This is a genomic window from Streptomyces sp. NPDC030245 (assembly GCF_055572995.1).
The window spans coordinates 334313-346696 of sequence record NZ_JBVICF010000004.1; the positions used below are offsets into that span (position 1 = coordinate 334313).

The following is a 12384-nucleotide window of genomic DNA, read 5'->3' on the forward strand; positions in this document are numbered from 1 at the left end:
CCGCAGGGAGGGAGACCCGCGTGGGTACCGCAGCAGCCACCGGTGTCTGGGGCCGCGCCGAGCAGCAGGACTTCCGCAGCCGGGTGCGCGGCACGCTCCTCGGGGCCGCTGTCGGCGACGCCCTGGGCGCGCCCGTGGACGGGCTGTCCCTCGACGAGATCCGCGAGGCGCACGGCGCCGAAGGGCTCACCGAGCCCGCCCCCGCGCACGGCCGCCGCGGCGCCGTCACCGCGGCCACGCAGCTCACCCTCTTCACCGTCGACGGGCTCATACGCGCCCAGGTGCGGCGCGACACCGGCGCCTGGCACCCGCCGACCGACCTGCACCGCGCCTACCGCCGCTGGGCCGCCACCCAGAGCGACTGGGGCCCGGACGAGCGGCGCAAGGAGGACGGCTGGCTGGCCCGCGAGGAGTGGCTGTACTCGCGGCGCGACCCGTCCCGCGCCTGCCTCGTCGGCCTCGGCGACGCCATCATGGGCACGCTCGACGCCCCGAAGAACCCGGACGCGCGCGGCGCCGAGGCCGCCGTCAGATCCGCGCCCATCGGCCTCCTCGTCGGCTGGGAGCCGCAGCTCGTGCTCCAGCTCGCCGTCGAGGGCGCCGCCCAGACGCACGGCCACCCCACCGCCTACCTCGCGGCGGGCGCCCACACCGTCATCGTGCACGGCCTCGCCCGCGGCGAGTCCCTGGACGGGGCGATCCAGCGGTGCCTCGCACTCCTCGCCACCCGCCCGGGACACCCGCCGGTCACGGACGCGCTCCGGCACGCGCTGGGCGCCGTACGGCAGGGCATGCCGACGCCCGCGCGCGTGACGGAGCTGCTGGCGGACGGCACGGCGGAGGGCGTGCTGGCCGGCGCCGTTTACTGCGCGCTGGTCGGCGAGGACATCCGGCACGGGCTGCGGCTCGCCGTCAACCACGGCGGCCCTTCGGCGGCCTGCGGCGCCCTGTGCGGGGCGCTGCTCGGCGCGCTGCACGGGGAGACCGCGCTGCCGCCGGGGTGGCTCACGGAGCTGGAGGGCCGGCCCACGATCCTGGAGCTGGCGGACGACTTCGCGATGGAGATGACGCAGGGGCCCGCGCTGCACGGGCCCGCGCTCTCGTCGCCGGGCTGGCTGGCGCGCTACCCGAGGGCCTGACAGGTCCTAGTCGGCGGCGGACGCCGCCTTGAACGTGCGGCTCAGCAGGTCGTGGAGGGTCGCGCGCTCGGCGTCGTCCAGCGCGTCCAGGCCGGCCGTCGTGGCGTGCATGTTGGCGCGGATCGCGTCGACGGCCCGCTCGCCCTCGGGGGTCAGGACCACGTTCTTCACGCGGCGGTCCGTGGGGCTCGGCTCGCGGTGCACGAGACCGCGCTTCTCCAGGCGGTCGATGATCCCCGTCACGTTCGACGCGTCGCAGGACAGCGTCCGGGCGAGCTCCCGCATCGCGGCGGGCCGCCGGCGCAGCACGCTCAGCGTCTTGCCCTGGCTCGCGGTGAGGTTCTCCCGCGCCGCCGCCTCCGTGAAGTCGCCGTAATAGGCACCGAGCGACACCGCCAGCAGCTCCATGAGCTGAGCCGTGTCGACGCGGGGGGTTCCAGACATGTGAGTCACCTTACGCCATGAAACTTGACGATCTCAAATATTGAGGCTTACCTTCTACGAGTTACTTGATGTGCTCAAGTATCGAGATCCTTAAGTATTTGCGTAGTCGGAGAGAAGAAGTCACCGTGTCCCAACCCCAGCACGCGGCCCCGCCGAGACCCACCGGACAGACCGCCCTCGTCCTGGTGCTCGGCCTCGCCGCCATGGTCGTCTCGATGATGCAGACGCTGGTCGTCCCGATCCTGTCGATCATCCAGAACGACCTGGACGCCACCACGTCCGGCGTCAGCTGGGTGACCACCGCCACCCTGCTCTCCGCCGCCGTCTTCACCCCGCTGCTCGGCCGCTTCGGCGACCAGCACGGCAAGAAGCCCACCCTCGTCGGCGTGCTCCTCGTGATGATCGCGGGCTCCGTGCTCGCCGCCACCACGTCCTCCCTGACCTGGCTCATCGTCGGCCGGATCATGCAGGGCGCCGCCACCGCGATCTTCCCGCTCGCGCTCTCCGTGCTCCGCGAGGAGATCAGGCCCGCCAAGCTGCCCGGCGCCATGGCACTGGTCAGCGGCACCCTCGCGTTCGGCAGCGGCCTCGCCCTGGTCGGCGCCGGCCTGCTGACCCAGGGCTCCGACCCCGACTACCACCGCGTGTTCTGGCTCGCGGTCGTGCTCGCCGTGGCGGCGCTCGCCGGCGTGGTCACCGTGGTGCCCGCCTCGCGCTCGAAGACCGGCGGCCGCACCGACTGGCTGGGCGCGGGCACGCTGGCGCTGCTGCTCGTCCTGCTGCTCCTGCCCATCTCGCAGGGCCACGAGTGGGGCTGGAGCTCCGGCCGCACCCTCGGCGCCTTCGCTGGCGCGGTCGTCATGGCCGCCGTGTGGGTCCTGACCGAGTTGAAGGTCGCGGAGCCGATGGTCGACATGAAGATGTTCGCCCACCGCCCGGTCCTCTTCACCAACCTGGCCGGACTGCTGCTCGGCTTCGCGATGTTCGCCCAGTTCATCGGCGTCTCGTACCTCGTGCAGATGCCCGAGGAGCTCGCCGGGTACGGCTTCGGCGCCTCGGTGCTCGACGCCTCCGTCGTCTACCTCCTGCCGACCACGGTCGTCTCGCTCGTCGCCGCGCAGTTCGGTGGCGTCCTGGTCCGCCGGATCGGCGCCCGCGTCACGCTCGCCGTCGGCGCCGCGTCCGGCGTGGCCGGCTTCGCCTGGCTGACCCTGGCGCACGGCACCAGCGCCTCCGTCATCGGCGCGGGCATGGTCATCGGCCTGGCCATCAGCTTCGGTTACGCCTCGATGCCCGCGCTCATCGTGGCCAGCGTCCCGGCCCACCAGACGGGCATCGCCAACGGCATCAACTCCATCTCGCGCTCGGTCGGCAGCGCCGTCGCCAGCGCGATGATCACCTCGCTGCTCGCGTCGAAGACGATCGCGCTGCCGGCCGGGATGCCCGCCCTCCCCCAGGAGAGCCAGTTCACCCTGAGCTTCGCCATCGCGGGGGCGGCCTTCGTCCTGGTCGTCGCGGTCGCCCTGGCCGGCCTCACCCCCCACCATGCCCCGCGTACGCTCGCGCACCCCACCCCGGTGGCCACACCGGAACGCGCCGGGGTCTGAGTCGCCCCTCCAGGGGCGCGAGGAACTGCGCGAGCAACCACGAAACACCCGCAGTCGCGCCTGCGCGAATCCCGGCAGACGCGACTGCGGCATGTCCCGGGCTGAGCGCGCAGTTCCCCGCGCCCCTACCGGGGCGCCCCCTCCAGGGGCGCGAGGAACTGCGCGAGCAACCACGAAACACCCGCAGTCGCGCCTGCGCGGATCCCGGCAGATGCGACTGCGGCATGTCCCGGGCTGAGCGCGCAGTTCCCCGCGCCCCTACCGGGGCGCCCCTTCAGGGCCGCGAGGAACTGCGCGAGCGACCACGAAACAGCCGCAGCCGCGCCTGCGGGGATCCCGGCAGATGCGACTGCGGCTTGTCGGGGGCTGGGCGCGCAGTTCCCCGCGCCCCTAACGGCGGGGCGCCACCGCGTCGTCGCGCGGCTCCGCGGGACCCGGCACCGCACCGGCCGCCCCCGCGGCCCCGTCGTCATCGGTGTTGATGCGCTCGATGAGCGCATCCCGCTCGGGGGAGTCCTCGGGCTTGATGTAGCCGATGACGATGTACAGGACCAGCGACACCGCGAGCGGAATGGACACCTGGTACTGGAGCGGGACGCCGCCCTCGATGTTCCAGCTGATGGGGTAGTTGACCAGCCAGAAGGCGAGCAGGCCGAGCGCCCAACTGGTGAGCGCGGCCGTCGGCCCCGACCGGCGGAACGGCCGCAGCAGCCCCAGCATCATCGGGATCGCCATCGGACCCATCAGCCCCGCGACCCACTTGATCACCACGGTGATGATGTCCCCGAACGCCGGAGAATTGACCTGCGTGGCCGCCGCCATGGACAGACCGAGGAAGACCACCGTCGTCACCCGCGCCGCGATCAGACCGGAACGCTCGTTCCAGGCGCGCGCCTTCGCCGACACCACCGGCGCGCAGTCCCGCGTGAAGACGGCCGCGATGGCGTTGGCGTCGGAGGAGCACATGGCCATGGTGTGGGAGAAGAAGCCGACGATGACGAGCCCCAACAGGCCGTGCGGCAGGAGCTGTTCCGTCATCAGGCCGTACGAGTCCGAGCCGTCGGCCTTCTCCGACTCCACCAGGAGCGGCGACATCCACATGGGGAAGAACAGCACCACGGGCCAGACCAGCCACAGGACCGCGGAGAGCTTCGCGGAGCGCGCGGCCTCCTTCGCGTTGGCGGTCGCCATGTAGCGCTGCGCCTGGTTGAGCATGCCGCCGTTGTACTCGAAGAGCTTGATGAAGAGGAACGCGAGCAGGAAGACCGTGCCGTACGGGCCGACGAGCGGCTTCTCGTGGCCCTGGAGGGCCGGCTCGTCCCAGGCGCCGAAGAAGCCGATGCCCATGTCGTTGAGCTCCATCACCACGGCGACGAACATCGCGATGCCGGCGAGCAGCTGGATGACGAACTGGCCCAACTCGGTGAGCGCGTCGGCCCACAGCCCGCCGATGGTGCAGTAGATCGCCGTGATGACGCCGGTGATGAGGATGCCCTGGTTGAGGGAGACCCCGGTGAAGACGGAGAGCAGCGTCGCGATGGCGGCCCACTTCGCGCCCACGTCCACGATCTTCAGCAGCATCCCGGACCAGGCCAGCGCCTGCTGGGTCTTGAGGTCGTAGCGGTTCTTCAGATACTCCAGCGGGGAGGCGACGTGCAGCCGTGAGCGCAGCCGGTTGATGCGGGGGGCGAAGAGCCGCGCGCCGATGGCGATGCCGAGCGCGATCGGGAAGGACCAGGTGACGAAGGACGTCACGCCGTACGTGTACGCGATGCCCGCGTACCCGGTGAACATCACCGCGCTGTAACCGGACATGTGGTGCGAGATGCCCGACAGCCACCAGGGCATCTTGCCGCCGGCGGTGAAGAAGTCGCTGACGTTGTCGACGCGCTTGTGGGACCAGACGCCGATCGCGACCATCACACCGAAGTAGCCGATGAGCACGGCCCAGTCGAGACTGTTCATATGGCCCTCCAGGGGTCCGCCTGGTGAACTGCGCATAACTGGCTCGCACTTCGCCAGTGCCACGGAAGTGCCCGCTCATGGTGGGTTCGGGGGGTGGGCGCGGACAACGGGAGGTAAGGTCAAGAGCAGGTAAATTCGTTCGTTTCGCTGATTGTCGTTCACGTATCTGTTTACGAGATGGAGGCGCAGGCATAAAAAAGACGCCCCCTTAAGGGGCGTCTTTAAGGGGCGCGGGGAACTGCGCGCTCAGCCACAACGCACCCGCAGACAACCAGCTAGCGCATGACCTCCCCCGCATTGACCAGCAGGGACTGCCCCGTAATGGCCCGAGCCCGATCGGACACGAGGAACACCACGGCATCAGCCACATCCCCGTCCGTCGCCAGATCAGGCAGAGCCATCCGGGAGACGAGCCGCCCCCGGACCTCCTCCTCGGAAACCCCCTCGCTCTGCGAGGTGAACCGCACGTACGCCTCCACCGGCGGCCCCCACATCCACCCCGGCAGCACCGTGTTGACCCGGATCCGGTCCGGCCCCACCTCGTGCGCCAGCGAGTACATCGCCGAGGTCAGCGCCCCCTTGGACGCCGCGTACGCGGCCTGCCGCACCTGCGTAGGCGCCGCGATCGCCGACTGCGTGCCGATGATGACGACCGAACCGCCCCGCCGCTCCCTGAGCGCCGGCAGGCACGCCCGCGTCATGCGCAGGGTGCCCAGCAGATTGACGTCGAGGACCTGCTGCCAGGTGGCGAAGTCCGCGTCCTGAAGGCCGCCGAAGTGGCTGTCCAAGGCGGCGACATGGACAACGGCGTCGATACCCCCGAACCGCTCGCGCGCCAGCCCCGCGAGGGCCTCGCACTGCCCCTCGTCGGTGATGTCGGTGGCCCGGTAGGCCGTGCGGGCCCCTTCGGGGTCGATCTCCGCGGCCGTCTTGGCGAGGTTCGCCTCCGTGCGCGCCCCGAGCACGGCGTTTCCGCCGTCGCGCACGACGGCCGCCGCGACCTGGTGGCCGAGCCCGGCGCCGACGCCCGAGACGACGACGGTCTTCCCTTCGAGGAGCGACGACGGCATGGGGCGCCTCCCGGCTCTGGCAGTTTTGCTGACGGAGCGTCAGAGTATGGGCGCACGCCGGAGTACGGAAGAGAAGGCCACCGTACGAAGAGGAAGCCGCAGTACGGACGAGGAAGCCGGAGCACGGAAGAGGGAAGCAGGGGAGAGGCATGAGCGAGGAGACCCGGAGCGACGTCTACGCGGAGCTGGCCGCCGTCGGACCCTACGGCGTGCGCCCGGGACACGCCCTGATCACCATGGTCGAACCACACCCGGGGCACGAGTACGCGTACAACCGCTGGTACGAGGACGACCACTACTACGCGGGCGCGATGGCCATGCCCTGGATGTACGCGGGGCGCCGCTGGGTGGCCACGCGCGAGCTCCAGCTCCTGCGCTATCCCGACAAGTCCGCGGTGGCCGAGCCGGTCACCGCGGGGTGCTACCTCTCCACGTACTGGGTGACGGACGGCCGCTACGACGACCACATGAAGTGGACCGTCGCCATCAACAAGCGGCTCAACCGCGACGGCCGCGTCTACCGGGACCGCACCCACGTCTTCACCTCCTTCCAGGACCACGAGGCGACGGTCTACCGGGACGGCGCGGCGGGACCGCGCGACTTCCACGCGCTCGACCATCCGTACGGCGGACTCGTCCTCGAAGTCGTCGACGCCGAAGGGCCGGAGAAGCGGGCCGCGTTGCTGGAGTGGCTGCGGTCCCGGCACCTGCCGCGGGCCCTCGCCGGTTCGCCCGCCGCGATGGTCACGCTCTTCCGGCCGACGCCGCTGCCGGGGGACCGCATGACCTACGTGAAACAGGTCGAGGGCGTGGACACCCGGCTGACACTGCTGTGGTTCCTGGAGGAGGACCCGAGGGAACGCTGGGAGGCGCACTTCGCCGGGCGCGACGAGGCGGTGGCGGAGTCGGGGCTCGGGCGGGTGGAGCTGGTCGCGCCGTTCATTCCGACGGTGCCGGGGACGGACACCTACGTCGACGCGTTACGCTGACGGGGTGTGCGCCGGCGCGGGCGCGGGGCCGGGCAGGGCCGAGCCCCCTCGGCCGGGACGGCGGGCCAGTCGAGAGGGCTCAAACGGTACTGCTGGTACGGAACTGCCTGTGGGGTTGTTCCACTGGTGCTTCGCTGATGTGCGCAGTCGTCTCACGCGAGGTCGGCAGCCCCCCGGCTCACCTCGCTGACGAACGCGTTCCACGACGCGGCGGGGAAGGCCAGGACCGGTCCTTCGACGACCTTGGAGTCGCGCACGGAGATGCCGTGCTGCGCGGGGGACGTGACCTCGACGCACGCGCCGTTCCCGGTGGAATAGGAGGACTTGACCCACGTGTGCGAAGTACCCTGCTGAATCGCCATGTTCACTCCGGTTTTTCCAGTCGATGAGTTGCTGCCGCCGCAAGAACTGCGGTGACGGCGCCAACGCTCTTGCTCGATGGCGTGAATGACGCTACTCGCCAACATCGTGGCGTGAAGGGATCGTTCACTCAACCGGATGGCATATTCCAGTGGGGTCTTACGCGTCGACCGGACATGGGTGTACCGTGCGGCGCTTCCGTCAAGGACGGCCCCGGCACGGCCGTGGACTCAGCGGGCGTAGTCCTTCGAGATGTCCGCGATGAGCTGCCTGGACTGCTCGACGTTGAGCGCCTGGGCCCGCAGGTGCTCGTACATGACGCTGTACTGCTGGACGTCGTTCGCCTTCTCCAGGTACAGGTCGCTGGTGACACCCTCGATATAGACGACGCTGGAGTCGGCGGCGTCGGGGAACTCCAGGATCGCGTACTGCCCATTGAGCCCCGGGTGCGCGCCCATCTCGAACGGGATCACCTGGACCGTCACGTGCGGCAGCTGGGACTGCTCGACCAGATGCTCCAGCTGGTCGCGCATGAGATGCCGGGAGCCGACGACGCGGCGCAGCGCCGACTCGTCGAGGACGGTCCACAGGCGCAGCGGATTGTCCGGCGCCGCGATGCGCTCCTGCCGGCGCATGCGCACCTGGACGCGCTTCTCGATGTCGGTCGGCGTGGTCTCCGGGAGCGCGCCGGTGATCAACGCCTCCGCGTACGGGCGGGTCTGGAGCAGGCCGGGGACGACCTGCGGGTCGTACACACGGAGGGACGCGGCGTCCGTCTCCAGGCCGATGTACACGCTGTAGGGGATGTCACCGAAGGAGTGCCACCAGCCCTGCTGCCGCGAGTCCTTGGCCATCTGCATGAGCGAGTCGACGACCCGGTGGTCCTCGACCTCGTAGACCCCGCACAGATCGCGGACGTCGCGCTGGCTGATCGAGCGGCGGCCGTTCTCCAGGCGGCTGATCTTCGACTGCGAAACGAGCAGGCGCTCGGCGACCTCCTCGGCCGTCATGCCCTTGAGCTCGCGGAGCCGACGCAGCTCCTGGCCCAACCGGCGTCGCCTGACAGTGGGATTGACATTGGACGCCACGGGACGTGCACCTCCGGCTTGCCTGCCTCTACTTTGCGTATCTACTGCTCAGCAGGGTGCCACCAACGAGGCCGGCACCGCTGGGAAACAGCGGATGATGCGAACGTGCGGGCGGATGTACGAAGGTGCGGCCCTGCGGCGCCGAAGACGTACGGCCGCGCGGGGCGGTGGCACCGGGGTGTCGTCGTCCGGACGGTCCGGTGCCACTCCCCGCGCGGCTCAGCGGCTCCCGAACCGGGTCTGGGGACTGCGGTGCGGCGCTGATACGGGTGGTGCTGAGCGGTTGCGCGATGGTGGTGCGTGCTCACGTGCTTGCTGGTGCGTGACGCACGTGCTGACGTACTGACATGCTGACGAACTGACGTAGCTGATGTGCTTACGTGCTTCTGGTGCGCGTGACGAGATGGTGCTGAGCCGCGCTCAGTGAGCGACGGCGCGTGCCATGGATCCGCGGCGCGGCTGCATCGGCACCCCGCCGGGGTCCGCTGTCGCCCTGGCCGGTTGCCGGCCACCGCCCGGTCCCTGGGGACCCGCCGGTGCGGCGCTGCGGCGCGGCTGAGCCGCCACGCCGTTCTGGACGTCCATCACGGCGTGCGCCACGAGGCCGCCCATGGGGTCGTGCCTGATGAGATCCCGGAGGCGGGAGCGGGATGAACGCCCCTCGTTCCCGGGATACAGATGCTTGCCGAGACCGACCGCGTGGGCCAGTGCGGCGAGCGCGGCGGTCCGCGGATCCGGCGGTACACCGGTGCGGATCGCCGAATCGAGCCGGGACCTGATTTCCCGGCTGATGGCCGTCTCCGTCGCTTGGTAGCGCGTCGTCGGCAGCACCCCGCACATCTGACCGGCGACGGCATGCACCATGCCGCACCGCTCCAGATGCGAGAGATACGTCTGGCGGAGCCCAAGCCTGGGCCCGCCGATCCAGTGGACGGCCCGGACCGGGCTGCCGCGCCTGCGCAGCAGTTCCAGTGCGGAGTCCAATGTCGGATCTCCGGTCGGCCGTGGCATCACCACGGCGATACGATCCCCGTCTGGGGCTATCCGTCCGGCCAGCGCCAGCTCCACTAGCTGTGCTCCGGCCAGACCGAGGTCGAGCGACTGCGGCTGCGCTGTGGTGCCCGTGGCCGGGTCCAAAGCGAGCAGCAGAAGCTCCTCCGGAATTGTTCTGCGGCTCCTGCCCATCCATGCCTCCCCGCGTGGATGAATGACAGGGTGACCCCTCTCACATTGGTCTGTCGAGAGCGCGTGGGCGGGATGTACGGGAACCAGTAGGTATGTCGTTCTCGTCTACCACGGGGGTTAAGCCCTCACACAGGACACTGGTACACGGTTCGGACAGTGCGGTCCGGCCGGATTTGGCGCACGGTCAGCACACGGCAAGCATCAGTATCGGCAAACGGCATGGCGTACGAGGAGGCATCGGTGGCGGGCGAGACCCCCGACAGATCGAAGCAGCGGAAGTCGTCGGGGAACCCGACCGGGGCGGAGTCTTCCGAGCCGGCGCCGGAGGAACGCGACCCGCGTCTCGCGATGACCCGCGAGACGCCCCAGGTGCGGGAGGACCGGCCGGCGGCCCCGGAGGACCCGGCGGACCCGGAGGCCCCGGAGGACCCGGCGGACCCGGAGGCCCCGGAGAACCCGGCGAACCCGGCGGGCCCGGAGGAGAGCGGCGGCCCCGAGGACGCCCCGAAGGGCGAGGGCGGCGGTGACGCGCGGTTGCGCAACGCGGTCGCGGCGTGGGTCGCGACCTCGGACGAGCCGGAGCCCGAGCCGGACGCGGCGAAGGAAGGTTCCGACAAGACCGAGGCCGCCCCCGAGCCCAAGGCCGCGGCCGCGAAGGACGACGACACGAAGGACGACGACGCGCCGGCCGAGGACGCCGACGCCCCGAAGTCCACCGGCGTCGACCAGGCGACGGCCGTCTTCAAGGCCCCCGGCAAGCCCGTCGGCAAGCCCGTCGACCAGCCCACCACCATGCTCAAGCTGGGCGATCACAAGACGCCCGAGAGCAAGACCCCCGAAAGCAAGCCCGAGGACAAGGCTGCAAAGGGAACTGCAAAGGAAAGCGCAAAGGGAAGCGCGAAGGAAACCGCGAAGCCCGAGGCCGACTCCGAGCGGACCAGCAAGTTCGTCGCGCTGAAGCCGCTCGACGAGCCGTCCTCCCGCACCGCGCCCAAGGCGGCCCCCAAGCCCGCCGCCAAGCCCGCCCCCAAGGCGGGCGAGCCCAAGACCGGTGCACCCAAGACCGGCGGCGAGCCCAGGGCCGACAAGCCCGAGCCCAAGGGCGGCCAGAAGGAGGCCCCCAAGTGGGCGTCCGCGTCGGCCGCCGCCTCGGCGTCCGCGTCGGCCTCCGCGCCGGCCGGCCCCGCCGCGCCCCCGCCCGCGGAGCGCACCACCCAGCAGCCCCTGCCCCCCAAGCCGCCCATCGACCTGCTCGCGGAGCTGACCAACACCCCGCCGCCGCCGGAGACCCCCGTCCGCACCGCCGTGCGCCGGGTCAAGATCTGGACGCCGCTGGTGCTGCTCCTGATCGTCGTCTTTGCAGTCGTACAGGCCGTGCGTCCGCTGCCGACGCCCACCCTGAAGCTCACCGCGCAGCAGTCCGTCTCCTTCGACGGCGGCAAGCCGAGCCTGCCGTGGCCGGCCGACGGCCAGGCCGCGATGGACGTCAACGGCATCGGCACGTTCGGCACCTCGGGCGACCAGAAGCCCGTGCCGATCGCCAGCATCGCCAAGGTCATGACGGTCTACCTGGTCCTGCGCGACCACCCGCTGAAGAAGGGTGAGGACGGCCCGAAGATCCCGGTCGACGCCGCCGCGCAGAAGCACTACGAGACGGGCAAGCCGGCCAACGAGTCCGTCGTCAAGGTCACCGAGGGCCAGAAGATCACCGAGTACGAGGCGTTGCAGGCGGTCATGCTGCCGTCCGCGAACAACATCGCCAAGCTGCTCGCCCGCTGGGACACCAAGAGCGGCTCCGAGGACGCGTTCGTCGCCAAGATGAACAAGACCGCCAAGGAGCTGGGGATGAAGAACACCCACTACACGGACCCCAGCGGCCTCGACAAGACGACCGTCTCGACCGCCGAGGACCTGGTGAAGCTGGGCCGCGCGGCCATGGAGAACCCGGTCTTCGCCGAGATCTCCCAGCAGCGCAGCTACGTCGACCTCAACGGCGACAAGCAGAACAATTTCTTCGGCCTCGTCCCGAGCATCGCCGTCGGCATCAAGACCGGCACCACCACCGCGGCCGGCGGCAACATCCTCTTCGCCGCGGAGAAGGTGGTCGACGGCAAGACGCAGACGATCATCGGCGCGGCCCTCGGCCAGTACGGTGACAACGGCGTGGCCAACATCGACGAGGTCACCAGGGTCACCCGCGAACTCATCGAGGCGGGGCAGAAGGCCCTCACCTCCAAGACCATCGTGAAGAAGGGCGCCGTCGTCGGGCAGGTCGACGACGGCCTGGGCGGTACGACGCCGCTCGTCGCCACCAAGGACGTCTCCGCGGTGGGCTGGTCCGGGCTGACCGTGAAGCTGCGGCTCGACGAGGAGAAGGGCAAGTCCGTCCCGCACACGGCGAAGGCGGGCACCGAGGTCGGCGTGCTGAGCGTCGGTGACGGCAAGGGCGACGCAGTCGAGGCGCCGGTCGCGCTCCAGAAGGACCTCAGCGAACCGGGCTTCGGCGCCAAGCTGACGAGAGTGGGCTGACACCACGG

General features: G+C 70.5%; 10 protein-coding genes. 4 read left to right on the forward strand and 6 right to left on the reverse strand.

The genetic code is table 11. The features are described 5' to 3' along the window. Positions 1 to 20: 20 nt before the first annotated feature. On the forward strand, positions 21 to 1139 hold the full coding sequence (locus tag ACZ4Z4_RS13520) for an ADP-ribosylglycohydrolase family protein (protein ID WP_468326476.1): 1119 nt from the start codon (positions 21 to 23) through the stop codon (positions 1137 to 1139). 6 nt (positions 1140 to 1145) lie between these two features. On the opposite strand, the gene ACZ4Z4_RS13525 is transcribed toward ACZ4Z4_RS13520, so the two are convergent. Next, positions 1146 to 1583 carry a MarR family winged helix-turn-helix transcriptional regulator gene (locus tag ACZ4Z4_RS13525; RefSeq protein ID WP_468326477.1) on the reverse strand — a complete coding sequence of 146 codons (438 nt, stop codon included), beginning with the start codon at positions 1581 to 1583 and terminating at the stop codon, positions 1146 to 1148. Positions 1584 to 1708: 125 nt separating this feature from the next. On the opposite strand from ACZ4Z4_RS13525, the gene ACZ4Z4_RS13530 reads away from it, so the two are divergent. Beyond that, a complete protein-coding gene (locus ACZ4Z4_RS13530) occupies positions 1709 to 3190 on the forward strand; it encodes an MFS transporter (RefSeq protein WP_468326478.1) in 1482 nt (493 codons plus the stop codon). A gap of 390 nt (positions 3191 to 3580) precedes the next feature. On the opposite strand, the gene ACZ4Z4_RS13535 is transcribed toward ACZ4Z4_RS13530, so the two are convergent. Then, on the reverse strand, positions 3581 to 5155 hold the full coding sequence (locus ACZ4Z4_RS13535) for a sodium:solute symporter family protein (protein WP_468326479.1): 1575 nt from the start codon (positions 5153 to 5155) through the stop codon (positions 3581 to 3583). Between the two features lie 275 nt (positions 5156 to 5430). After that, positions 5431 to 6225, reverse strand: a complete 795-nt coding sequence (locus ACZ4Z4_RS13540) for an SDR family oxidoreductase (RefSeq protein WP_468326480.1) — start codon at positions 6223 to 6225, stop codon at positions 5431 to 5433. 149 nt (positions 6226 to 6374) lie between these two features. On the opposite strand from ACZ4Z4_RS13540, the gene ACZ4Z4_RS13545 reads away from it, so the two are divergent. Next, the gene (locus ACZ4Z4_RS13545; RefSeq protein WP_468326482.1) at positions 6375 to 7214 is read left to right on the forward strand and encodes a hypothetical protein; all 840 of its coding nucleotides are present in this window, start codon (positions 6375 to 6377) and stop codon (positions 7212 to 7214) included. Positions 7215 to 7366: 152 nt separating this feature from the next. Here the strand turns inward: ACZ4Z4_RS13545 and ACZ4Z4_RS13550 are convergent, their stop codons facing one another. The 3 genes from ACZ4Z4_RS13550 to ACZ4Z4_RS13560 all read right to left on the reverse strand — a co-directional run bounded on the left by ACZ4Z4_RS13550 (position 7367) and on the right by ACZ4Z4_RS13560 (position 9847). After that, complete coding sequence (locus ACZ4Z4_RS13550; RefSeq protein WP_468326484.1) at positions 7367 to 7576, reverse strand: DUF397 domain-containing protein; 210 nt, start codon at positions 7574 to 7576, stop codon at positions 7367 to 7369. A gap of 228 nt (positions 7577 to 7804) precedes the next feature. Further along, positions 7805 to 8662, reverse strand: a complete 858-nt coding sequence (locus tag ACZ4Z4_RS13555) for a helix-turn-helix domain-containing protein (protein ID WP_468326486.1) — start codon at positions 8660 to 8662, stop codon at positions 7805 to 7807. 420 nt (positions 8663 to 9082) lie between these two features. Continuing rightward, positions 9083 to 9847, reverse strand: coding sequence for a GOLPH3/VPS74 family protein (locus tag ACZ4Z4_RS13560; RefSeq protein ID WP_362999208.1), 765 nt, complete (start codon positions 9845 to 9847; stop codon positions 9083 to 9085). Between the two features lie 219 nt (positions 9848 to 10066). On the opposite strand from ACZ4Z4_RS13560, the gene ACZ4Z4_RS13565 reads away from it, so the two are divergent. Then, positions 10067 to 12376 (forward strand): D-alanyl-D-alanine carboxypeptidase, encoded by a 2310-nt coding sequence (locus ACZ4Z4_RS13565; protein ID WP_468326488.1) that lies wholly within the window; start codon positions 10067 to 10069, stop codon positions 12374 to 12376. Positions 12377 to 12384: the final 8 nt, after the last annotated feature.

Excerpts from the sequence above, each read along its gene's own strand:
- ACZ4Z4_RS13545 (WP_468326482.1), top strand. The coding sequence starts at position 6,375 with ATGAGCGAGGAGACCCGGAGCGACGTCTACGCGGAGCTGGCCGCCGTC.
- ACZ4Z4_RS13540 (WP_468326480.1), bottom strand. The coding sequence starts at position 6,225 with ATGCCGTCGTCGCTCCTCGAAGGGAAGACCGTCGTCGTCTCGGGCGTC.
- ACZ4Z4_RS13560 (WP_362999208.1), bottom strand. The coding sequence starts at position 9,847 with ATGGGCAGGAGCCGCAGAACAATTCCGGAGGAGCTTCTGCTGCTCGCT.
- ACZ4Z4_RS13535 (WP_468326479.1), bottom strand. The coding sequence starts at position 5,155 with ATGAACAGTCTCGACTGGGCCGTGCTCATCGGCTACTTCGGTGTGATG.
- ACZ4Z4_RS13525 (WP_468326477.1), bottom strand. The coding sequence starts at position 1,583 with ATGTCTGGAACCCCCCGCGTCGACACGGCTCAGCTCATGGAGCTGCTG.
- ACZ4Z4_RS13550 (WP_468326484.1), bottom strand. The coding sequence starts at position 7,576 with ATGGCGATTCAGCAGGGTACTTCGCACACGTGGGTCAAGTCCTCCTAT.
- ACZ4Z4_RS13565 (WP_468326488.1), top strand. The coding sequence starts at position 10,067 with ATGGCGTACGAGGAGGCATCGGTGGCGGGCGAGACCCCCGACAGATCG.